At 72.8% G+C, this 22,675-nt stretch carries 14 protein-coding genes; 7 read left to right on the forward strand and 7 right to left on the reverse strand.

Going from position 1 to position 22,675, the window contains the following annotated elements; genetic code table 11:
- The first annotated feature begins 1 nt into the window (after position 1).
- From BUE44_RS15170 to BUE44_RS15180, 3 genes are read left to right on the forward strand one after another with little or no spacing between them, the layout of a single operon-like run.
- Positions 2–3,373: a non-ribosomal peptide synthetase gene (locus tag BUE44_RS15170; protein ID WP_073498398.1), complete on the forward strand. Its 3,372-nt coding sequence runs from the start codon at positions 2–4 to the stop codon at positions 3,371–3,373.
- Positions 3,373–4,920, forward strand: a complete 1,548-nt coding sequence (locus tag BUE44_RS15175; RefSeq protein ID WP_073498400.1) for a GMC family oxidoreductase — start codon at positions 3,373–3,375, stop codon at positions 4,918–4,920. Before BUE44_RS15170 ends, BUE44_RS15175 begins: the two co-directional genes overlap by 1 nt.
- 30 nt (positions 4,921–4,950) lie before the next feature.
- A complete protein-coding gene (locus BUE44_RS15180) occupies positions 4,951–8,982 on the forward strand; it encodes a non-ribosomal peptide synthetase (RefSeq protein WP_073498402.1) in 4,032 nt (1,343 codons plus the stop codon).
- Positions 8,983–9,054: 72 nt separating this feature from the next.
- On the opposite strand, the gene BUE44_RS15185 is transcribed toward BUE44_RS15180, so the two are convergent.
- The 5 genes from BUE44_RS15185 to BUE44_RS15205 all read right to left on the reverse strand — a co-directional run bounded on the left by BUE44_RS15185 (position 9,055) and on the right by BUE44_RS15205 (position 14,593).
- Positions 9,055–9,501 carry a MarR family winged helix-turn-helix transcriptional regulator gene (locus BUE44_RS15185; protein ID WP_073498404.1) on the reverse strand — a complete coding sequence of 149 codons (447 nt, stop codon included), beginning with the start codon at positions 9,499–9,501 and terminating at the stop codon, positions 9,055–9,057.
- 390 nt (positions 9,502–9,891) lie between these two features.
- Positions 9,892–11,613, reverse strand: a complete 1,722-nt coding sequence (locus BUE44_RS15190; protein WP_073498407.1) for a SagB family peptide dehydrogenase — start codon at positions 11,611–11,613, stop codon at positions 9,892–9,894.
- 265 nt (positions 11,614–11,878) lie between these two features.
- Positions 11,879–12,340 carry a DUF6220 domain-containing protein gene (locus tag BUE44_RS15195; RefSeq protein WP_073498409.1) on the reverse strand — a complete coding sequence of 154 codons (462 nt, stop codon included), beginning with the start codon at positions 12,338–12,340 and terminating at the stop codon, positions 11,879–11,881.
- Between the two features lie 128 nt (positions 12,341–12,468).
- Positions 12,469–13,119, reverse strand: coding sequence for a TetR/AcrR family transcriptional regulator (locus BUE44_RS15200; protein ID WP_079189767.1), 651 nt, complete (start codon positions 13,117–13,119; stop codon positions 12,469–12,471).
- Positions 13,120–13,150: 31 nt separating this feature from the next.
- Positions 13,151–14,593 carry an MFS transporter gene (locus BUE44_RS15205; protein WP_073498413.1) on the reverse strand — a complete coding sequence of 481 codons (1,443 nt, stop codon included), beginning with the start codon at positions 14,591–14,593 and terminating at the stop codon, positions 13,151–13,153.
- A gap of 253 nt (positions 14,594–14,846) precedes the next feature.
- Here BUE44_RS15205 and BUE44_RS15210 point away from each other — a divergent pair, with 253 nt between their 5' ends.
- The 3 genes from BUE44_RS15210 (at position 14,847) to BUE44_RS15220 (ending at position 19,116) form a co-directional block, all read left to right on the forward strand.
- Positions 14,847–16,370, forward strand: a complete 1,524-nt coding sequence (locus tag BUE44_RS15210) for a DUF6851 domain-containing protein (protein ID WP_159450258.1) — start codon at positions 14,847–14,849, stop codon at positions 16,368–16,370.
- Between the two features lie 56 nt (positions 16,371–16,426).
- Complete coding sequence (locus tag BUE44_RS15215) at positions 16,427–17,038, forward strand: hypothetical protein (protein ID WP_073498415.1); 612 nt, start codon at positions 16,427–16,429, stop codon at positions 17,036–17,038.
- A gap of 167 nt (positions 17,039–17,205) precedes the next feature.
- Positions 17,206–19,116, forward strand: coding sequence for a multicopper oxidase family protein (locus tag BUE44_RS15220; protein WP_073498417.1), 1,911 nt, complete (start codon positions 17,206–17,208; stop codon positions 19,114–19,116).
- Positions 19,117–19,233: 117 nt separating this feature from the next.
- Here BUE44_RS15220 and BUE44_RS15225 read toward each other — a convergent pair whose 3' ends face one another.
- Together BUE44_RS15225 and BUE44_RS15230 are read right to left on the reverse strand one after the other, a co-directional pair.
- Positions 19,234–20,433 carry an MFS transporter gene (locus BUE44_RS15225; RefSeq protein WP_079189756.1) on the reverse strand — a complete coding sequence of 400 codons (1,200 nt, stop codon included), beginning with the start codon at positions 20,431–20,433 and terminating at the stop codon, positions 19,234–19,236.
- 69 nt (positions 20,434–20,502) lie between these two features.
- Entirely contained in the window at positions 20,503–22,050 is a 1,548-nt protein-coding gene (locus BUE44_RS15230; protein WP_073498419.1) for an MFS transporter, read from the reverse strand.
- Between the two features lie 208 nt (positions 22,051–22,258).
- Between BUE44_RS15230 and BUE44_RS15235 the strand changes: the two genes are divergently transcribed.
- On the forward strand, positions 22,259–22,675 hold the full coding sequence (locus BUE44_RS15235) for a nuclear transport factor 2 family protein (RefSeq protein WP_073498422.1): 417 nt from the start codon (positions 22,259–22,261) through the stop codon (positions 22,673–22,675).

The following is a 22,675-nucleotide window of genomic DNA, read 5'->3' on the forward strand; positions in this document are numbered from 1 at the left end:
CATGGCCCAGGCTCTGCTCTCCGAACTGCACCGGCGCGGCATCAGGCTGCGCCTGGTCGACGACCGTCTCGACGTGGTGGCTCCGGCCGGCTCGCTCACCCCGGAACTGCGGGAACAACTCAAGGCGGGCCGCGACCAGTTGATCGCGCTGCTGCGCGGCAGCGAGGCCGGCGGCGAGCGCGTCGGCGTCGTGCCGCGCCCCGACCTGCGCCACGAGCCCTTCCCGCTGACCGACATCCAGCAGGCGTACTGGATCGGGCGCAGCTCCGCGATCGAACTGGGCGGCGTGTCCACCCACTACTACTTCGAACTCGACGGCGAGGGCCTCGACCCCGGCCGGCTCACCCGCGCCCTGAACGCCGTCATCACCCGGCACGACATGCTGCGGGCCGTCGTCCAGCCCGACGGGCTGCAGCGCGTCCTGCCCGACGTGCCGGCGTACGAGATCGCGGTCGACGACCTGAGCGGACTGCCCGAGCAGCGGCGCGAGGACGAACTGCTGCGCACCCGCGCCGAGATGGGCGCGCGCACCCCGGATCCCGACGCCTGGCCGCTGTTCGAGATCCGCGCCAGCCTGCTCGGCGGCGGGCGGCACCGGCTGCACCTGAGCTTCAACATCCTCATCATCGACTTCTTCAGCCTGGCGCTGCTCTTCCACGACTGGCGGGTCTGCTACCAGCAGCCCGACCGGCTGCCCGAGCCGCCCGGCGTCTTCTACCGCGACTACATCACCGCACAGCAGGAGTTGCGCGAAGGCCCCGGCTACCAGCAGGCGGAGGCGTACTGGCTGGGCAGGCTGGCCGACCTGCCGCCCGCGCCCGAACTGCCGCTGGCCATGCAGCCGTCGCAGCTGCCCGCGGTGGAGTTCGTACGCCGCCAGGGCCGGTTGCCGCGCGAGCAGTGGGACGCGGTCAAGGCCGCGGCCAGGAAGCGCGGACTGACCCCGTCGGTCGCGCTGATGACGGCCTTCTCCGACGTGCTGCGGCTGTGGTCCGCCGGGCGGGACGGCTTCACCCTCAACCTCACCCTCTTCGACCGGCCGCCGCTGCACCCCGCCATCGGCGAGATCATCGGCGACTTCACCTCGCTGACCATGCTCGCCGTCCAGGAGCCGGGCGACGAGCCGTTCGCCGAGCGGGCGCTGCGGCTCGGTGAGCAGCTGCTGCGCGACCTCGGGCACACCTCCTACAGCGGCCTGCGCGTGCTGCGCGAGCGGGCCCGCAGCCTGTCCTCGGGGCTGGGCGCCGCCATGCCGATCGTGGTCACCAGCGCCATCGGCTCGGCCCCCGAGCAGGACCAGGCCGCCGACCGCGGCTTCTTCGGCCGGCTCGGCTACGGCATCAGCCAGACCCCGCAGGTGTGGGTGGACCACCAGATCATGGAGGAGTTCGGCGACCTCCTCTACAACTGGGACTGCGTCGACGCGCTCTTCCCTGACCGGCTGCTCGACGACATGTTCGCCGCCTACCACGGCCTGCTCGAACAGCTCGCCACCGGCGACAGCGTGTGGGACGACCCCTCCCTGCGCCCCCAACTGCCCGCCTGGCAGCAGGCCGAGCGCGACGCGGCCAACGCCACGGACCGGGAACTGCCCGGCGGCACCCTGTGCGGCCTCGCCGAGGACCGGGCACGGACCGCGCCCGACGCGGTCGCGGTGATCGACGGCGACACCCGGCTGACCTACCGCGGGCTCACCGGCCACGCCAACCGGCTGGCCCGGCGGCTGCTGGAATGCGGCGCCCGGCGCGACAACCTGGTCGGCGTCGTCCTGGAACGCGGCTGGGAGCAGGTCGCCGCGACCCTCGGGGTGACCGCCTCCGGCGCCGCCTACCTGCCCGTCGACCCGTCCTGGCCGCAGGCCCGCAGATCCCAGGTGCTCGAACTGGGCGGGGTGCAGCTGGTGGTGACCTCCGCGACGCTGCGCGACAGCGCTCAGTGGCCGGCCGGCGTCCAGGTGCTGACCCTGGAGGACGCCGAGGTGCTGGCCGCCGACGACGGCCCGCTGGACAGCGGACCGGCGCCCACCGACCTGGCCTACGTCATCTTCACCTCCGGCTCGACCGGTACGCCCAAGGGCGTCATGATCGACCACCGCGGCGCCGTCAACACCGTCCTCGACGTCAACGAGCGCTTCGGCGTCGGCCCCGACGACCGGGTCCTCGCGCTGTCCTCGCTGAGCTTCGACCTGTCGGTCTACGACGTCTTCGGCACCCTCGCCGCCGGCGCCGCCGTGGTGATCCCGTCCCCGTCCGGCGCCCGCGACCCGCAGCACTGGACCGAGCTGATGGACGAGCACGGAGTCACCGTGTGGAATTCGGTGCCCGCCCTCATGCAGGCCTGGGTGGACGCCGGCGGCCGCACCGCGGCGGGCACCCTGCGTACGGTGCTGCTCAGCGGCGACTGGATCCCGGTCACCCTGCCGGACGCGATCAGGGCCGCCGAGCCCGCCGCGCGAGTGGTCAGCCTGGGCGGCGCCACCGAGGCGTCGATCTGGTCGGTCTGCTACCCGATCGGCGAGGTCCCGCGGGAATGGGTCCGCGTCCCGTACGGCAAGCCGCTGGCGAACCAGACGCTGCACATCTTCGACGCGGCCTTCGAGCCCTGTCCGGTCTGGACCCCGGGGGACCTCTACATCGGCGGCACCGGAGTGGCCAAGGGCTACTGGGCCGACCCGCAGCGCACCGCGGCCGCCTTCGTCACCCACCCGGTCACCGGCGAACGCCTCTACCGCACCGGCGACCTCGGGCGCTATCTGCCCAGCGGCGACATCGAATTCCTCGGCCGCCTGGACTCCCAGGTCAAGCTGAACGGCTACCGCATCGAACTGGGCGAGATCACCGCGACCCTGCGCCGGCTGCCCGGCGTGGCCGAGGGCCTGGTCCGGGTCGACGCCAACCCCGTCACCGGCGCCCGCCAGCTGGTCGCCTACGTCGTGGCAGCGCCCGGCTCCGCGCCCGACACCGAAGCCGTACGGGCCGCGCTCGCCGACGTCCTGCCCGACTACATGGTGCCGCAGCACTACCTGCTCATCGACGCCGTCCCGCTCAGCGCCAACGGCAAGGTCGACGTCTCCGCGCTGCCCACCGCCTGGACCGAGCCGGACCAGGAGGCCGTCGTCGGGCCGCGAGACGACCTGGAGGAGCAGATGCTCGGCATCTGGCGCGAGGTGCTCCAGCGCGACGACTTCGGGGTGCTCGACAACCTCTTCGAGATGGGCGCCGACTCGCTGCACGCCGTGCGCATCCTCACCCGGCTGCGCGACGACCTGGGCATCGACACCGAGGGCGACGAGGGCCTGCGGCTGCTGTTCGAGAGCCCCACGGTCACCGAGCTGACCGCGGAACTGCGCAAGCGGGCGGGGGAGTCGGCCTGATGGCGCGGACGGCGAGCGACGTACTGGCGGGCGGCTGGGACGACATCGTCGTCGGCGCGGGCTCGGCCGGCTCGGTGCTGGCCGCCCGGCTGACCGAGCAGAATGGGCGGCGGGTGCTGCTGATCGAGGCGGGCACCGAACCCGCCCCGCAGTCGGGCCCGCCCGGCAGCCCGGTGCTGACCGGCGCGAACTGGGACCACGCCGCTTCCGTCGGCGACACCGCGCCCGGCACCGGGCGTCAGTATCCCTACCTGGTCGGCAAGGTGCTCGGCGGTTCCTCCGCGGTCAACGGCGCCATCGCGCTGCGCGGCCTGCCCGCCGACTTCGACGGCTGGGCCGCCGCGGGCAACCCCGGCTGGTCCTGGCCGCACGTGCTGCCGTACTTCCGCCGCCTGGAGTCCGACGCCGACCACCCCGCCGGCGCCCTGCACGGTACGGACGGGCCGCTGCCGATCCGCAGGCCCGCGCCGGATCGGCTGTCCGCGACCGCGACCGCCTTCCTGGCAGGTTGCCGGGCGGTGGGCCTGCCCGCGCGGCCCGACCTCAACGACGGCGGCACCGGCGCGGGACCGATCCCCGCCAACCTGGCCGGCCGGCACCGGGTCTCGGCCGCCGACGCCTACCTGGAGCCGGTACGCGGCAGGGACGGGCTCGCCGTCCTGGACCGCTGCGAGGTCACCCGGGTGCTGGTCGTGGGCGGCCGGGCCACCGGCGTGGAACTGCTCCTCGACGGCCGCCTCCACCAGGTGGCGGCCGACCGGGTCACCCTGTGCGCGGGCGCCATCGGCACCCCGCTGCTGCTCCAGCGCTCCGGCATCGGCGCCGCCGACCGCTCCGTCGCGCTCGGGCTGCCGGTGACCGCCGACCTGCCGGGCGTCGGCGGCAACCTGATCGACCATCCGCTGGTGCCGGTGTGGTCCGCCGCGGCCCCCGGGGTGTGCGGGGACGACGACCCCTGGCACGAGGCGATGGCCAGGGTCGCCACCACCGGCGGGGAGGCGGACGTCAACCTGCTGCTGGTCGCCAACGTACGCGGCGCCGCCATCCCCGGCATCGGCGCCGTGCTCGGCGGCGACGCGGGCATCTCCGTCGGCGCGCTGCTGCTGGCCCCCCGCTCGCGCGGCACGGTCGAACTGACCCACGCCGACCCCAAGGCCGCCCCGGCGATCCGGCTGGGGCTCGGCACCGACCCCGACGACCTGGCGCGGTTGATGAACGGCGTACGCCTGGCCTGGTCGGTGGTGCGCTCGGCGCCGTTCGCCCCGGTGGTGTCGCGGACCTTCCTGTGGACCGAGCGGATGGTGGACGACGACGCCCTGCTGCGCCGCGCGGTCGCCAACTTCGTGTCGCCCACCTGGCACGCGGCGGGCACCGCCCGGATGGGCACGGCCGGCGACCCGGGCGCGGTCGTGGACGAGCGGCTGAACGTGCACGGCGTGGCGGGCCTGCGGGTCGCCGACGCCTCGGTGATGCCCACGATCGTCCGCGCCCCCACCAACCTCACCTGCATCATGCTCGCCGAGCGGGCCGCCGAGTGGATGCGATGACGCTCAGACAGCGATGACCGGGAGACAGCGATGACAGTGCAGCAGCTCACCGAGAACCAGCCGGCGCCGCAGGAGCCGGCGCCCGCCGTCTTCCCGCTCACCGACCTGCAGGCCGGCTACCTCGTCGGCAGCAGCAGCCTGATCGAACTGGGCGGCTTCCGCCCCACGATGTACGTCGAGATCGACATGGTCGACTTCGACGCCGACCGCGCCCGCCGGGCGGTCGACCTGCTGATCGCCCGGCACGAGCACCTGCGGACCGTCGTGCTGGCCGAGGGCGCCCAGCGGGTGCTCGACCCCGCCGAGGTCGAGCCGTTCGCGCTGCCCGTCACCGACCTGACCGGGCTGCCGCCCGAGCAGCGGCAGGAGGCGCTGCTGGCGACCCGGCGCGCGCTGTGCGAACGCGGCGTCGACCCCACCGGCCGCCCGCTGTTCGAGGTCAGCGCCCACCGGGTGCGCCCGCACCGCTTCCGCATCCACTTCGCGATGAGCCTGCTGCTGCTCGACTCCGGCAGCACCCGGCAGCTCCAGCAGGAGTGGTGGCGGCTCTACACCGACCCGGACGCCGAACTCCCGCCGACCGGGCGGACCTTCCGCGACTGCGTGCTCGCCCGGGTCGCCTACGAGCGCACCGACGATTTCGCCGAGCACTGGAGCTACTGGCGCGACCGGCTCGACTCGCTGCCCGAGGCACCGGTACTGCCATCGTCGGGCCGGGTCGCCACCCTCGAACCCGGCCGCCTGGTCCGCCGCGTCCACCGCCTCGACCGCGGCCAGTGGCAGCGCCTGTCGGCCGCCTTCCGCGCCCACAAGGTGCTGCCCGCCGCCGCGATGATGCACGTCTTCGCCGAGACGCTGGGCGCCTGGGCCGCCGCACCGCACTTCTGCCTCAACGTGCTGCACCAGAACTGGGCCACCGCACACCCCGAAACCGCCGGTGTGGTCGGCCAGTTCAGCTCCACCCTGCCGCTGGAGGTGGACCTGCGCGGCGAGGACGACTTCTTCGGCCGCGCCGGGCGGCTGCAGCGCCGGCTGTGGCAGGACATGGCGCACAGCGAGGTCACCGCGGTCCAGGTGACCCGCGAACTGGCCGCCCGCCGCGGCTGGACCGGCCGCGCCGCGCTGCCGTACGTCTTCAACAGCATGCTCGGGCCGGCCCGCCGGGAGAGCGAGGAGCCCGGGCCGGCCTGCCGGGTGGTGCACAACAACCTGCGCACCCCGCAGGTGCTGATCGACAACCAGCTGGTCGACGGCGCCCACGGGGGAGTGGACTGCGTGTGGGACGTGGTGGACGAGGCCTTCCCGCCGGGCCTGCCCGACGCGATGTTCCAGGCGTACGGGCGGCTGCTCGACACGCTCGCGGGACCCGACGGCGCGCGAAGCGCCCCCGACCCCGTACCGCCCGCGCACCGGGCGGTGGTCGCCGCGGACAACGCGCCCGCCGGCGAGCCGCCGCGGGGCCGGCTGGAGGACGGCTTCCTGCGGCAGGCGGCGCTGCGGCCCGCGGCCCCCGCGGTGGTGACCGCGGAAAGGACGCTGTCCTACGCCGAGTTGGAGTCGGTCTCGCGGGCCATCGCCCGCTGGCTGCACCAGCAGCGGATCGGCGCCGGTGACATCGTCCCGGTGGTCATGTCCAAGGGCTGGGAGCAGGTCGCCGCGGCCCTCGGCGTGGTCCGCTCCGGCGCCGCCTACTGCCCGGTCGACGCCGGCCTGCCGCAGGCCCGTGTCCGCGAACTGCTCGACGACTGCGCCGCTCGGGTGGTGCTCGGCCAGTCCCACGGGCCGCGGGACGCCGGCGGCGCCCGACCGGTCCTCCTGGTGGACAGCGTCGCCCCGAGCGGCTACCCGCCGGCGCCCGCGCACGGCGGCGGACCGGGCGACCTCGCGTACATCATCTACACCTCGGGGTCCACGGGCCGCCCCAAGGGCGTGATGATCGAGCACGCCGCCGCTCTCAACACCGTGCTGGACATCAACGAGCGCATCCGGCTGGCACCGGACGACCGGGTGTTCGGCATCTCCTCGCTCAGCTTCGACCTGTCGGTCTGGGACGTCTTCGGCACGCTGGCGGCAGGTGCCGCCCTGGTGCTGCCCGCCGCGTCGAGCCGGCCCGACCCGGTCGGCTGGGCCGGGACGGCGGCCGAGCACGGGGTGACCGTGTGGAATTCGGTGCCCGCGCTGGCCGAGATGCTCACCGAGGTCGCCGAGCAGGGCCAGGTCGCCGGGCAGGGCCAGGGCACGGGGCAGGAGCAGGGCGCGGGCCGCCCGCCGATCCGGTCCTTCCTGCTCAGCGGCGACTGGGTGCCCACCGCGCTGCCCGACCGGATGCGCGCGCTGTGGCCCGACGTCGAGGTCACCGCGCTCGGCGGCGCCACCGAGGCCGCGATCTGGTCCAACTCCCACCTGGTCGGCCGGGTCGACCCCGCATGGCGCAGCATCCCCTACGGCCGCCCGCTGCCCGGCCAGACGATGCGGGTCCTCGACCACCGGCTCGACATCCGGCCGCCGGGCGCGGTCGGCCGGATCCACATCGGCGGCGCGGGCCTGGCCCGCGGCTACTGGCGGGACCCGGAGCGCACCGCCGAGCGCTTCGTCACCCACCCCTCGACCGGTGAACGCCTCTACTGGACCGGCGACCTGGGCCGCTACCGGCCGGACGGCGTCATCGAATTCCTCGGCCGCGAGGACCGCCAGGCCAAGATCCAGGGCTTCCGGGTCGAGCCGGGCGAGGTCGAGGCGGCGGTCCGCGCGTGCGAGGGCGTACGGGACTGCGCGGTCACCGTGGAGGACGGCCCTGCCGGGCAGAAGCGGCTGGTCGCGCTGGTGGTGGCCGCCCCCGGGCAGCACCCGCGGGCCGCGGAGCTGGCGGCCCGGCTGCGCGGCCGGCTGCCGCACTACATGGTGCCCGGGTCGATCCACGTGGTCGACCGCCCCGCGCTGTCCGCGAACGGCAAGGTGGACGTCGCGCGCACGCTGGCCGCGGCCAGGGCCGCCGACCGGGACGGCGGTGCCGCCGCCGCGGCGGACGGCCTGCCCGGCGGCAGGACCGCGGTACGGCTGGCGGAGCTGTGGCGTGAGCTGTTGGAGGCCGACGCGGTGGGACCCGAGTCCGACTTCTTCGCGCTGGGCGGCAATTCGCTGCTCGCGCTGCGGCTGGTCAACCGGGTCGACGCGGAATTCGGGGTGACGCTGCGGTTCGGCGAGATCTTCGAGACGCCGACGCTGCGGGGCCTGGCCGAGCGGGTCGGACAGGGCGCGGAGGCGGCGGATGCGGGGCCGGCCGGCTGCTCGGTCGCCCTGTCGGCGGGACCGGGCGTGGAAGTGCACCTCTTCCACCCGGTCGGCGGCTCGGTGAGCTGCTACACCGACTTCGCCCGGCTGTGGGGCGGGCCGGTACGCGCCTTCCAGCACCCGTCGCTGGCCAGGGGCGGCCCGGCGGACGAGCGGGCCGACCTGGTGGCCATGGCCGCCGCCTACCGGGCGGAGCTGCTGCGGCTCACCCCGAAAGGCCCTTACCTGCTGGGCGGTTGGTCGATGGGCGGAGTGCTCGCCTACGAGGTGGCCGGCCAACTCGCCTCCGCGGGGCACCAGGTGCGGGTCTTCATGATCGACAGCGATCTGGCCAACCTGCGGCAGCCCGCCACCGACACCGCCCGCCACCGTGAATTCCTCGCCGACCTCGCGCGCGGCGTGCTGCCCGCCGATGTCGCCGCCGCGGTCAACGGCGCGGACAGCGAGGCCCGTTCGGCGGCCGCGCGGGACGCGGCTGTCGCGCACGGGCTGCTCCCCGCGGAAGTGGACCCGGCGGGCTACGAACGGCTGATGCGGGTGCACGCGGCCAACCTCGGCGCGCTCGCCCGCTACCGCCCGGCCGCCTCGGCCGTGCCCGCGCTGCTCTTCGTGGCCGGCGGGGTGGACCGGCCCGACCCGGTGCCCGCCTGGCGTGCCGTCTGCCGCGACCTGGACACCGAGGTATGGCCTGCCGACCACTACTCGATCATGGCACCCCCGAACCAGCGTGCGGTGGTGGCCAGGGTCGCCGCATGGTCGGACCCGGTCTGACCCTCCGCGGGTGCGGCGGGGGAGCGCTCAGCGCGCGGCTGCCGGGCGCGTATCCGCCCGGCAGCCGCAGGCTCATTCGTCCGCGCCCAGTTCCGCGGTCATCGCACGTACCAGGGCGGGCAGGCCGATGGCCAGTGCCTGCTGCTCCTCGGGGGTCAGCGCGGCGAGCCAGCGTTCGTGCCGCTGCCTCATCGCCTCGGCGATCTGGGCGGCGGCCAGCCGCCCCGGGCCGGTCAGGACCACCTTCTGGAAGCGGCGGTTGTCCGGGTCGCGGCCGCGCTCGACCCACCCCTTCTCGGTCATGCCTGCCACCAGCCGGCTGACGGTGCTCTTCTCCAGGCCCAGGTACGAGCCGAGTTCGTGCTGCACGCAGGCGCCGGTGGCCAGATAGCCCAGTGCCAGCGACTCCGAGAGTGAAGCGCCGAGTCCCGGTACGACCCGGGACGGATCGAGCACACCACGCCGTCTGAACAAGCCGTCCATCGCCAATTCCAGCACGTCGTGCGGTCCGGCGGGCATTACCACCTCCGTGGGTCGCGTTCGGCGACCCTGATTGCTACGCTGCCGTGAGCAGTTGTGATGTACAACTATAGAGTCGTGCTCATGTTATCCGACCGGGGCCGCCTCCTCGTCGGATCACGCTGGGGGGTGGAGGCGACTTCACGGTAATTGACTTCCGGTGCTTGCGACGACCCGTAGGGCGGGCCGCCGGGAGCGTCGGCTGAGCGCCTGCCGACCTCGGCGGACCCGACGCCGGCGTTGTCGTTGTCTACTCAAGCACTTTTGTGACCGCAAGTGACCGAAGCCCGGCGAAATACGCCACCTTCGTGATCAGGTCGTGCGTCGCGCCGACGACGGCGGCCGGCCCCTCGGAAAGGGCCGGCCGCCGTCTGGACGGGCGGGGCGCGGTCAGGCCTCGGCCGGCACGTCCCCGATCAGGTAGACGTACATGACACTGCTGTTCACCCCGTCCACGTCAAGCAGCTGGTTGACGGCGTCGTCCATGTAGCCGCTGATCCCGATACAGGACCGGCCCATCCAGGTGGCCACCAGCGACAGGTTCTGCGCCAGGTGCCCGCACTCCACCAGCACCAGGCGGTACGCGCGCAGGCCGTAGGCGAGCCGCTGGTGGGTGAGGTCGGCGACCGGGAAGACCCACAGCGGGCAGTCGGCGGCCTCCAGCTTGCCCGTGGCCTTGGGCGCCGGCACCCGCGGGTCCAGCCAGGGCGAGGTCTGCAGCAGCTGCGGGCTGATGTCACCCGCGGACAGCAGCTCCAGCGCGTGCGCCTCCGGGTCGTAGAGGTAGGTGCCGCGCTCGACGCCCTCCACCGCGTGGCAGTACATCACCAGCCGTATCGGGTAGTTGGCGCCGCCGCTGGGGTAGGTGCGCACCCGGTAGGTGGTCGAGGTGCCGGGCAGCCGCTTGTCGGACGCCGTGCCCGCCGAGTAGTGCAGCAGCGTGCTCAACTCGTCCAGCGAGAAGGTGCCCTGGTAGCGGCCGTGCGTGCTGCGCCGGGCGAGCAGCACCTCGGCCAGGCCGGGGCCGCCGGTGCGGGCGCCCGGCGCGGGCAGCGTGACCGTACGGCCGGTCGGGCGCAGGTCCTGGCGGCCAAGCACCGGTCCGACGCTCTCGTCGGCCAGCTGGTCCTCGCCGCGGAAGACGAAGTATTTGCTCTGCTCGTGGTAACGCCGGTCGGAGGAGCCCACGGTGTCGGCGAAGAAGGGCTCGCGCGGTCCGTCGTCCAGCAGCGCGATCGACAGCAGCCAGGCCAGATACGCCTCGTCGGCCGCGGTGATGCCGAGTTGCCGGTGCAAGGTGGCGTGCACCAGGGCCGAGTAGACCTCGCCGGCGGGCCGGTGCAGCAGCCCGGCCTCCTCCATGCCGGCCAGCCGCCCCCAGGCGGCGGACTGCCAGGCGAACCAGCGGGCGATGGCGCCGCCCGGGGCGCCGTCCGCGATGGCGTTGGGGGCACCGGCGGCGGTACGCACCCGGTCCGCCTGCGCCAGCCAGTCCGCCTGGTTGCGGATGAAGCCGGCCTCGGCGGCGAACCGCGCCTGCGTCTCGTCGGCGAGCGTGAGGCCGTCGCCGCGCGCCCAGGAGCGGGTGTGGCCGCGCAGCCACTGCACCGCGTCGCGCCAGGTGCCGCCGGCCGCCAGCGCGCTGGCGGTCAGCAGGTCGGCGGCGGGCCGCAGCCGGCGGGCTCGCGAGCGGTGGTCGCGGAGGGTGGCGATCACATCGGCGTTGGCCGACACCCACAGCCGCTCGGCGACCGCCGTGCCGCCGGGGCCGCCGAAACGCGCCATGTCCAGCTCGTACGGCACCTCCTGCGTGCTGCACCCGTCGGCCGCACCCTCCAGGCGCTCACCCAGGCGGGCGAGTTGCTTGTCCTCGGAGGACCGCAGATGCACCAGCAGCCGCGGCTCGTCGCCCGCCGTGCGGGTCGCGTACCAGTCGGCGGGGGCGTCGCCGCCCGGCGCACCGGCGGCCCACGGCCGGACCGTGCCGATCAGCACGTCGTCGAGCTGCCGCGCCCGCGCCGCCGGATCGGTGCCGCCGGCCACCGCGACGGACAGCGTCCGCCAGGCGGGGCCGGCCGCTGTGGAAGTCCCCTGAATCGTCTGCGCGCTCAACTTCAGCTCCTCGCTGCCGGACCCCGATGGAGATGTCGTGGGGGTCCGCCCCGCCCGCGGCCGGGGCGGACCCCCACGGGGCGAGCTTCCGCCATCGGCGGGCGGCCGTCACCGTTGAGATTGCTCGAACCGCCGGCGGTCCGTCGGCGATCGGCGGATGGCGGGGCCGGACGCGAAGAACCCGGCCTGCCAGGTCCTGGCCCGGTCGTGCGGGCCAGGACCCGGCGGACCGGGCGGTGGGGCTGCGGTGGAGCGGGGGTGCCGGTCAGCCGACCGAGCCGGTGGGGGACTGCGCGGGCTCGCCCGTCGCCGTCGCCGCGGGCTCCTCGGCCCGGGCCTTCATCATCTGCCGGGCGCCCAGCAGGGCGGCCCTGGCGACCAGCATGATGATCAGCCCGTTGATGACGTGGAAGCCCATGACGGCGACACCGCCGGTCGAGCTGTGCGCGTTGTCGCGGCCGCCGACCGTGTTGATCAGGATCTGGACCGGGATCAGCGCGGCGACCAGAATGGTCAGACCGATCAGCTTGCGCGGGACCTTGGCGATGATGGCCGCGATCGTGGCGAGCACGGACAGTGCCGGGATGATCATCATCCCGTTCATCTTGTGGGCGTCGAAGGTGCTGTCGGTCTGCGGCTTGGTGAAGGCCGCGATACCCGCCAGATAGAACTGCACGCCGATGGCGGCGAACAGCAGAACGCACAGGACGAAGTACAGCTTTCGCATGGCGGAAGCAACCTTTCGGAGTGCTGGGCATGGCGGAACCCGGCTGCGGCACTGTCCACGGTATTTATCCTTAACGACAGTGTCAAGGATAGTTGGATCAGCCCCGCAATCCCGGAGCCGACAGGATGTCAGCCGCCCTGCTTCGTACCGGCGTTCGGTTCGGTGGCGCCTGCGGGCGGTCCCGCGGTCAGCAGCGAGAGGATCGTGGTGCTCACCAGCTCGCCCGCCAGGTCGGCCTTCGTCCGCCCCGAGCCGACCTGCTCCGCGGCCAGGTGCATCAGCGTGTAGACGGTGGCCACCAGCCAGTCCAGCGGCAGATCGTCGCGGAAGACGCCCTCGGCCCGGCCGCGGGCCAGCAGCCGCTCGATCCGGTCGAGCACCAGTTCCGCGTACGCGCGCAGCCGGTCGGGCGGCAGGTTCGCCGACGCCACCAGGTAGAGGTTCCGGTGCCGCTCCAGCACCTGCCAGGAGGAGCTGAGCAGTTGCGCGAGCACCTCCTGGGGCGGCCCCTGGTCGAGCGGCAGCTCGGTCAGCGCCTCGTGGGTCTGCGCGAAGGCGCGCTGCAGGGCCGCGTCCACCAGGGCCTCGCGGGTCGGGAAGTGCGAGTAGAGCGTCACCCTGCTGACCCCCGCGGCGCGCGCGATGGCCGACATGTTGAACTCGCCGTCGGACGGCACGGTGTTGAGGGCGGCGTCCAGGATCGCGGCGATGCTCCGCTCGGCGTCGGCGCGGCGGCGCCTGCCGGCGTCGCCGCGCCGGGCCGGCGATTGATCGTCCATGGTCATGAGGATATCCGCGGGAATGGTGAGGTCAGTGCATCGGCATCGGGCTGTCGCCCAGTTCGAGCGGGCCCTTGGGGAGCAGTGCGGTCACCGCGACGGCCAGCGCCGCGGCCCCGATCGCCAGCACCAGGAAGGCGTGCCGGTAGCCGGTCAGCGACGGGGCGCTCGCGGTGGCGAGGCTGGTGGCGGCGACCGCGGAGACCACCGCGATGCCGAGCGAGGCGCCCACCTCGTGGCCGGTGTTGAAGACTCCCGAGGCCACCCCGGCGTGCTCGGGGTCGACCGAGGACAGGCCGCTGGTGGTCGCGGTGACGAAGGTCGCGCCGATGCCGACGGCGGCGAGCAGGAAGCCCGGCATCAGGGTGGTCCACACCCCGCCGCCGATCCCCTTCCAGGACATCAGCCCCATCCCGGCGGCGGCCAGCAGCAGGGCCGCGCACGCGGTGGGCCGCGGTCCGATCCTGCTGACCTGCTCCGAGGCGAGGTGGGCGCCCACCGCGGTGGCGAAGGCGACCGGCAGGAAGACCAGGCCGGCGTGCAGCGGGCTGTAGTGCTCGGCGCGCTGGAGGTAGATGGAGGTGAGGTAGTACGTGCCCAGCAGGGCGGCCGTCGCGAAGACCATGGTGCCGACCGCGCCGGGCAGCGGCGGGCGGCGGACCAGGCCGAGCGGCACCAGCGGGCTGCGCACGCTCCGCTCGATCAGCACGAAGCCTGCCGCGAGCAGCACGGCGGCGCCGATCGGCACCAGCGCCTGCGCCGAGCCCCAGCCCTTGTCGCCGGCCCGCACCAGGCCGTAGATCAGCAGGGCGACCGTGCCGGTGCCGGTCAGGGCGCCGGGCAGGTCGAGGCGGGTGCCTGGGTTGCGCGGCCGGGCGGGTACGACCGCAAGCACGGAGGCGAAGACGAGCACGCCGACCGGCACATTGATGAAGAACGCCCACTTCCAGCCGGGCCCCGAGGTCAGCGCGCCACCCACGACGACGCCGACGGCGGCTCCCGCGGCGCCGATCGCGGCCCACACCCCGAGCGCGCGGTTGCGGGCCTTGCCGGTGAACTCGGTGGTCAGGATGGACAGCGCGGCGGGCGACAGCAGGGCGGCGCCGACGCCCTGGGCGACCCTGGCGGTCAGCAGTTCCGCGCCGTGCGTGGACATGCCGGCGCCGAGCGAGGCGAGGGTGAAGACGGCGAGTCCGACCTGGAAGGAGTTGCGGCGGCCGATGCCGTCGGCGACCTGGCCGCCGAGGATCAGCAGCCCGCCGAAAGCCACGGTGTACGCGGTGATGACCCACGGCAGCGCGTCGCCGCCGAGCCCGAGCGAGTTGCCGATCGACGGCAGCGCCACATTGACCACGGACACGTCGAGAACGGCCATGAACTGGGCGAGGCTGAGAACCAGCAGGACGAGCGGGCCGGCGGACGGTTCCGCGGGCACCTCGTGGCTGGCGCGCTGGTCGGCTGCGGTCCTACTCATCACTGACCTCCTTAACCTTACATATATGTTAGGTTTACCGCAGCATCGCCACGGATGCAACGGCGGGCGTTTTCGGCCAGTGGTCCGAGCAATCTGGGAGAGCCGAGGGGGCCGCGTGGCGTGCCAGCATCTGAGCCGACACGGGCATGGCTCGAACACGACATCGAACCCCTTATGCGGATTACCGCCGACATGGCGGGGCTGTGCCATGCCGGGAGACCGCGGCCGGGGGGAGACAAAAGGGGTGCAGGATATGAGTTCTTCCGCTGATTCCCAGCCGGCTGAGGGCATGCGGCGGCGGTCCGTGCTGATCGGCACGGCAGGCGGCGCCGCCCTGGCTCTCGCGGGAGCGGGCACCGCCGCCGCCGCACCCAGCGGCGCGGCGACCGCCTCGGCCACGCCTGCGGCCGACATCGACTGGGACCACGGCAACATCGTCGAGATGGTCATCGTGCCCGAGGCCGAGCCCATCATCCTCGCCCACGTGGCGGGCAACGACGCGACCATCATCGTCCGCGTCACCACCCTGCTGCAGCACGCCTGGTTCGACGCCATCGCCCCTTACCACGCGACCGCGGTGGGCGTCACCTCCAAGTTGGGTCGCCGCCCGGCGAGCGAGGGCGCGACCAACCGCAACAAGAACATCGCCATCATGTACGCGACGCTGCGGCTGCTCAGCGGCATGATTCCGGCGGCCACCGCCGACTGGCGCGCGCTGCTGACGAAGTACGGCCTCGACCCCGACAACACCACCAAGGACCTGAGCACCCCGGTCGGCATCGGCAACGTGGCCGGGCAGGCGGTCGTCGACAGCCGGCTGCGCGACGGCATGAACCAGACCGGTGACGTCGGCCGGAAGTACCACCCCATGCCGTACCACGACTACACCGGCTACGTGCCGGTGAACACGGCGTACGAGCTGAAGGACCCGTCGCGCTGGCAGCCCAACGTCGTGCCCACCAACAAGCAGGGCCAGTGGCGGGTGCAGGAGTTCATCACCCCGCAGGTGCAGCACGTGCGGCCGTACACCTTCAAGGACGTCACGAAGTTCCGGCTGCCCAAGCCCGCCGCGAGCGACGTCCACAATTGGCGGCAGTACAAAGCGCAGGCCGACGAGATCCTCGCCTACTCGGCCGGGCTGACCGACGAGCAGAAGATGATCGCCGAGACCTTCGACGACAAGTTCATGGCGCTCGGCATCTCGGTCGGCATGGCCGGCGCGGAGAAGAACCTGCCGTTCGACGACTGGTTCCACTTCCACATGATCACCGCGGTAGCCGTCTTCGACGCCCTGATCGCCGCCTGGTACAACAAGAACGTCTGGGACTGCATCCGCCCGATCAACGCGATCAGGCACATCTACGGCGACGGCAAGGTGAAGGGCTGGGGCGGCCCCGGCCTCGGCACGGTCACCATGAAGGCCACCGAGTGGAGCAGCTACCTGACCATCCCGGACCACACGGAATTCCCCTCCGGCTCCACCACGCTCTACCACGCCCACGCCCAGTCGGCGACCCGCTTCCTCGGCAGCGACGCCATCGATCTGCACTTCCCCTTCCCCAAGGGCTCCTCGATCATCGAGCCCGGCGTCACCCCGTCGCAGGACATCGAGCTGCACTTCACCTCCTGGAAGGACTTCGCGGACGTCGGCGGCATGAGCCGCGCCTACGGCGGCGTGCACTTCCTGGGCGCCATCAGGGCCGGCGAGCAGCTCGGCCCGCAGTTCGGCGACCTCGCCTACGAGTTCGTCATGAAGTACGTCAACGGTCAGGTGTGACCGGCATCCGCGACGCGAACGCCCATCCCCTTCCCACTCGCGACAATCGAGGTCCGATGAACATCGCCAAGCTCGTGTCCGCCCGCAGCGCCGCCGTCGTCGCCGCGACCGCCATGGCGTCCATCGCCGCCATGGCCCTGCCGGCAGCGGCCCACACCCCGGTCATCCTCACCGCCCAGGACCAGGTGCCGTGGGTGGCGCCCCTGGTGGTCGACGGCACCGACCCGATGGGTCTGTACGGTGTCGTGGACCACGCGGGCGAAGTGCGGTCCGCCCAACTGCACTTCACCGCCGGCCAGGAGGTCAACATCGCCCTGGTGATCCCGGACGAGGCGCCCGAGAACACCCTGACCGCCGCCCAGCTGCCCACCGTCACGCTGATCGACCCGCAGCTCCACGTCACCCAGCTCACCCCGGCGCTGCGGGTGCCGATCACCGACGGGGACAGCGGCAACCACTTCCTGTTGCTGCTGAGCTACGACGCCACCGCGGTCTCCGGCACCTACTCGGTGATCGTATCCAGCCACGCGGCAGAGCGTTTCGCGCTGTCCACCGGCATCGAGAGCGAGGAATTCCACGGTGTCCTGCGCGCCACGGTGGCCACCGAGGATGCTGTGGAGGACTGGTACACCACCCCGCCGGCCGTCAGGAACCACTACCACGGCTAGTCACTCGGGTCCCGGCCGCGGCCGATGACCCCCTGACTCGTCGGTCGCCTCCGTCCGCAACCCGCCCCCAGGCGGCTTGCGGACCGCGGCATGTTCGGGCCCTGCCCCGGCTTCCGCGCACTCCGACCCATCCACCCGCACCGCGAGACAGGAACGGGACACTCCCAGTGACCGCAAACCTGATCACCTTCGACCTCGTCGCCGTCGTGCTGACCGCGGCGGCCTGGCTGGCGGCCGGGACCACCGCGGCCTCCCGCCTCTCCCTGCCGGCCGCCGCGCTCACCGCGCTGGGCCTCCTGCTGACCGTCGCACGCGTCGCCCTCACGGTGCTGCTCGGCACCAGCGGCGGCTGGTGGTTCGTGCAGGAGAAGGTGGTCCTCGAGCTGCCGCTGCAGTGCGTGACCGCCGTCGCCGCCGTCGCGCTGAGCGCACCCCGGCTGACCCGTGCCGCAATGGCGCGCACCGCGCTCGACGGCGACACCACGGCGGTCGCCGTCCCGCTGTTCGCCGCCGGATACGCGGCCGCCGCCGGCCTGGTCGTCACCCTGCTCCTGGGCTACCCCACCACGGTGGCGGTCGCCCTGATCACGGTCGCGGTCGTCGTGCTCGCGGTGGTGGTGACCTGGCGGCTGCTGGACGGCAGACCGCGCGGCATCATGCTCAGCGCCGGGGGGACAGCCGTCGTGCTCGGCCTGGTCGGAGTGCTGACCACCTTCGCGGGCATCCCGAAGACCGACGCGGGCGGCGGGCCCGCCGTCGCCTACCCGGCTGCCAAGGGCATGTCGGTGGCGTCCCTCACCGGCCCGACCTCCCCCCGGCCCGGCGGCACCGTCCGGCGCTACACCCTGGACGCGCGCACCGCGACCATCACCCTCGCCTCGGGCAAGCGGGTCGCCGCCTGGACCTTCGACGGCAAGGTGCCCGGGCCGCCGGTCACGGCCGTGCAGGGCGACCTGGTCGAGGTCACGCTGCACAACGTCGACATCGCGGCGGGCGTGTCCATCCACTGGCACGGCTACGACGTCCCGGCCGCCGAGGACGGTGCGGCCGGCCTGACGCAGGAGGCCGTCACCCCCGGGCACTCCTTCGTCTACCGCTTCCTCGCCGACCAGGTGGGCACGTACTGGTACCACACCCACCAGGACTCCAACCAGGGTGTGCAGAAGGGCCTCTACGGCTCGCTGGTGGTCGCACCGCGGCAGGCGAAGGCCGCGCCGACCGATCTGACGCTGCCCTTCCACACCTTCGGCGGCACCGCCGTGATCGGCGACCACGACGGCGTCGAGACCCGGTCGGCCGCGCCGGGCAGCCCGGTGCGGCTGCGGGTGGTCAACACCGACAACGTCACGCACCGCTTCACGCTCGCCGGCGCCCCCTACCGGCTCGTCGCGGCGGACGGCAACGACCTCAACGAGCCGGGGCCGCTCACCAGGACCGCGCTGAGCCTGGCCGCCGGCGGCCGCTACGACCTGCAACTGACCATGCCGTCCGCTTCGGTGGCACTGCTCGCCGACGACGACAGGTCCGGCGGACTGCGGCTCGTGCCCGGCGGGGGCAAGGCCGCGGCGCCGCCGGACACCACCGCGTGGCCGGACCTGGACCTGACCTCGTACGGCAGGCCCGCCGCCCAGCCTGTCACCTCATCGAGCGCCTTCGACCGGCGCTTCACCCTGGTCCTGGACCAGGGCCTGTCGCTGTCCGGCAGGACCAAGGGCCGCGACTGGACGGTCAACGGCCACACCTTCCCCGACGTGCCGACCCTGGTGGTGCGCAAGGGGGACCTGGTCGAGATGACGGTGGTCAACCGCAGCCTGGCCACCCATCCGTGGCATCTGCACGGCCACTCGGTCTACGTGCTGTCCAGGAACGGCGACCCGGTGACCGGCAGCCCGCTCAAGCTCGACACCTTCGACATCAAGCCCGGCGAGGTGTGGAAGGTGGCCTTCACCGCCGACAACCCCGGCCTGTGGATGGTGCACTGCCACAACCTGGTGCACGCCTCGAAGGGCATGTCGCTGAGCCTGGCCTACGAGGGGATCACCGAGCCGTTCGACATGGCGGGCATGCACGGCGACTGACCGCCCGTACGGCCCCATGACTCCGCCCGCCGGCGCGTACGGCCGCAACCGGCGGGCGGAGACGTGTCCGCAGCGGCGATCACCCTGCCAGGGGCGGGGCCAGCGGCCGCCCGGTTGTCAGGCGCAGGATCTGATGGACCGCCGCCCGATCCACACCGCGACCACCGCGACGGCGAACTCGGCGGCCACCAGCCACCACCCGGCCTGGTAGCCGCCCCGGCCGTCCGAGAGCAGCCCGAAGGTGGTCGGGCCGACGACGTAGCCGGCGAAGAAGCCCATCGACACCAGGCCCGAGGCGTGGCCGGTGCGCCCGAAACCGCTGCCCTGGGTCACCGCCACCATCGTCACCGCGTTGGCGGCCGCGGCCGAGCCGCCCAGGCCCACCGCGCCCACCCAGATCAGCCAGTGGCCGCCGGTGGACGCCGGGATGAGCGCGGCGAAGGCGATCGCGGCGACCGCGAGCACCAGCAGCGACTTGGGGATGTCGGTCATACGGTTCGCGTAGCGCGACCACAGCAGCCGGGAGGCCACCCCCGAGACGCCGATGGCCGAGATCAGCGCGCCGGCCTCGGTGCTGCCCAGGCCCAGCCGTTGATGCGCGTAGAGCGCGAGATAGGTGTTGAGCGAGGCGAGGCCGGCGCCGATGAAGAGCGAGTAGCCCATCAGCCACTGGGTGGCGCGGTTGGGCGGGGCGGGCAGCGCGAACGCCCGGGCGGGCGGGCCCGACGCGTCGCGGGGCAGCGCGACGGCCGCGATGGAGGCGGCCGCGGCGATGGGCACCACCAGCAGCACCGCGGTGCGCCAGGAGGTCGCGCGGGCCAGGCTGGGCAGCACCAGGCCCGCGATGAGCGCCGCGAGCGGAACCCCGGACTGCTTGACGCCGATCGCGAACGCCCGCTTGCCGGGCGGCACATGGGCGGCGATCAGCTTGTTGGTCGAGGGGTTGGACAGCGACTGCGGTATCCCGGCGATCAGCACCGCGATCAGCAGCAGCCAGTACGTGTGCCCGGCCGCCACCAGTGCGAAGTCCGCCGCTATCAGCCCGGAGAGCAGGATGAAGGCCCGCCGGGCGCCGAAGGTGTCGGTGAAGTGCCCGGCGAACAGCGACAGGACGGTCGCGGTGCCGAACGCCGCGGACGTCAGGTAGCCCAACTGCGACTTGGTGATGTGCAGGTCGGCGATGACGAAGGGGGCGAGCGAGCCGATGGTGTAGAGGATGAACATCGAAAGACCCATGCCCCCGGCGAGCAGCGGCACCAGGACCCGCGGCGTCTGCTTGGCCGGTGCGGCGGCTTTCTGTGCCGAGTCGGTGGTCATGTGTGTCAGGCTGGCCTCGCGGCGCCCCGTCCTCCACTCCTGAATTGCTCGCCCGCCCGATCTCCGGGATCAGAGCCCGGCGGGCATTCCGTCGCCGCTCAGCGCGGCCAGGTCGCTCTTGCGCACCTTGATCACGAACAGCGAGATCAGGAACGCGACGCCGATGATCACCACGCCGGCCAGATAGGCGGTGGTGACGCCGTGGGTGAGCACCGCGTCCGCCCACTTCGTCGGCAGGTTGCCGGACTTGGCGAAGTCGGCCTTCTGCCGCGGTGTGCCGGTGGCCATGAAGTCCGCCACCTGCTTCCTGCCCTCGCTGCGGCTCGCCGAGCCGAAGACGGTCACCAGTATGGACAGGCCGAGCGCGCCGCCCACCCCCTGCATCGCGTTGAGCAGCCCGGAGGCGGCGCCGGCCTGCTGCTGTGCGATACCGGAGACCGCGGTCAGGGTGAGGGTGACGAAGGTCAGGCCGAGGCCGAGGCCGAAGACGATCATCGGCCCCATCACCCCGGTGACGTAGCTGCTGTCGGGTGCGATCCGGGTGAACCACACCATCGACACGGTCGTGACGGCCGTGCCCACGATGAGGAAGGGCTTGGGGCCGAACCGGGGGAGCAGCTTCTGGGCCAGCGTCGCCGCCACGCCGATCGCGCCGGTCACCGGCAGGAAGCCGATGCCGGTCTTGATCGCGCTGTAGCCCAGCACGTTCTGCACGTAGATCACCAGGAAGAAGATCAGGCCGAGCAGGCAGCCGCCGAGCGCCAGCATGATCGCGTAACTGCCGGCCCTGTTGCGGTCGGCGAAGAGCGACAGCGGGGTGATGGGGTCGCTGGTCCTGTGCTCCTGCACCACGAACAGCGCGAGCAGCACGACGGCGGCGACGAACGCGCCGATCGTCCAGCCGTCCCGCCAGCCGTCGTCGGCGGCCCGGATGAAGCCGTAGACCAGCGAGGACATGCCCAGGGTCGAGGTGAGCGCGCCCAGCAGGTCGAACCTGCTGGAATGCCGGGGCGACTCGTCGATGTACAGCGGGGCCAGCAGCGCCACCGCGAGGCCGATCGGCAGGTTGACGAAGAAGATCCAGCGCCAGTCCAGCCACTGCACCAGCACACCGCCGGCCAGCAGGCCGATCGCGCCGCCGCCGCCGGAGACGGCCGCGTAGACGCCGAAGGCCTTGGTGCGCGCCGGCCCCTCGGGGAAGGTGGTGGTGATCAGCGCCAGCGAGGTGGTCGAGGCGATGGCGCCGCCGATGCCCTGGACGGCCCGGGCGGCGAGCAGTTGCCAGGGCTCCTGGGCGAGTCCGGCCGCCAGCGAGGCGAGGGTGAACAGCGAGATGCCCGCGACGAAGACCCGGCGCCGGCCGAGGATGTCACCGGCCCTGCCGCCGAGCAGCAGCAGTCCGCCGAATGTCAGGGTGTAGGCGTTGATGACCCAGGACAGGCCCGAGGTGGAGAAGTTCAGCGCGTCCTTGATGTGCGGGTTGGCGATGTTCACGATGGTGGAGTCGAGAACCACCATCAACTGGCAGGTCACGATCACCGTGAGCGCGATGCCGGGCCGCCCGGCCCGGCGGGCGGCGCCTCTGGTCGAAGGCACGGATAACTGATCCGTAGTCAAGACAGCTCCCGGGTGTGGTCCGGCGATTCCGGACGGAACAGATCGCTGCCACCCTGACACCCGCGCCGTGCCGGGCGCCAGTTGTGTCGGCCAACTCCCGTGAAAAATTGAGCAATCGTGGCGATGATCGCGCCAGCGCACCGGGTGAGACTCGAAGTCCCGTGCCGCGGATCACCCCGGCGCGGCAGCACCCGCCGGAAGGATCACCATGTCGGAGCAGATCAAGGAGCTGGTGGGCAAGCTCTACGACGGGCTCGCCAAGGCCGACGTCGAGGCGATCGTGGCGCTGTTCGACCCCTCGGTGGAGATCGAGACCCCGCCGTCGCTGCCCTGGTCCAAGGGCAGCTACAGCGGCATCGAGGGCGCCGTCGCCTACTTCACCAGCGCCCTGGAATACCTGGAGGAGACCGGCTTCAGTGTCGACGAGGTCCGCGTGGACGGCGAGTGGGCCGCGGCGATCGGCGACTGGACCGGCCGCTTCCGCGCCTCCGGCGGCGAGTTCGACGTGCGCTTCGTGCACTTCTGGCTGTTCCGCGACGGAAAGGTCGTGAAGGGCTCCGGAATCTCCGACACCGTCGGGATCGTCAGGGCCTACGCACCCGACTCGGTGCCGGCCGTCGGCTGA

Source organism: Actinacidiphila paucisporea (assembly GCF_900142575.1).
Classification (GTDB): Bacteria; Actinomycetota; Actinomycetes; order Streptomycetales; family Streptomycetaceae; genus Actinacidiphila; species Actinacidiphila paucisporea.

Excerpts from the sequence above, each read along its gene's own strand:
- BUE44_RS15175 (WP_073498400.1), top strand. The coding sequence starts at position 3,373 with ATGGCGCGGACGGCGAGCGACGTACTGGCGGGCGGCTGGGACGACATC.
- BUE44_RS15185 (WP_073498404.1), bottom strand. The coding sequence starts at position 9,501 with ATGCCCGCCGGACCGCACGACGTGCTGGAATTGGCGATGGACGGCTTG.
- BUE44_RS15170 (WP_073498398.1), top strand. The coding sequence starts at position 2 with ATGGCCCAGGCTCTGCTCTCCGAACTGCACCGGCGCGGCATCAGGCTG.
- BUE44_RS15225 (WP_079189756.1), bottom strand. The coding sequence starts at position 20,433 with ATGACCACCGACTCGGCACAGAAAGCCGCCGCACCGGCCAAGCAGACG.
- BUE44_RS15205 (WP_073498413.1), bottom strand. The coding sequence starts at position 14,593 with ATGAGTAGGACCGCAGCCGACCAGCGCGCCAGCCACGAGGTGCCCGCG.
- BUE44_RS15235 (WP_073498422.1), top strand. The coding sequence starts at position 22,259 with ATGTCGGAGCAGATCAAGGAGCTGGTGGGCAAGCTCTACGACGGGCTC.
- BUE44_RS15200 (WP_079189767.1), bottom strand. The coding sequence starts at position 13,119 with ATGGACGATCAATCGCCGGCCCGGCGCGGCGACGCCGGCAGGCGCCGC.
- BUE44_RS15180 (WP_073498402.1), top strand. The coding sequence starts at position 4,951 with ATGACAGTGCAGCAGCTCACCGAGAACCAGCCGGCGCCGCAGGAGCCG.
- BUE44_RS15210 (WP_159450258.1), top strand. The coding sequence starts at position 14,847 with ATGAGTTCTTCCGCTGATTCCCAGCCGGCTGAGGGCATGCGGCGGCGG.
- BUE44_RS15195 (WP_073498409.1), bottom strand. The coding sequence starts at position 12,340 with ATGCGAAAGCTGTACTTCGTCCTGTGCGTTCTGCTGTTCGCCGCCATC.
- BUE44_RS15215 (WP_073498415.1), top strand. The coding sequence starts at position 16,427 with ATGAACATCGCCAAGCTCGTGTCCGCCCGCAGCGCCGCCGTCGTCGCC.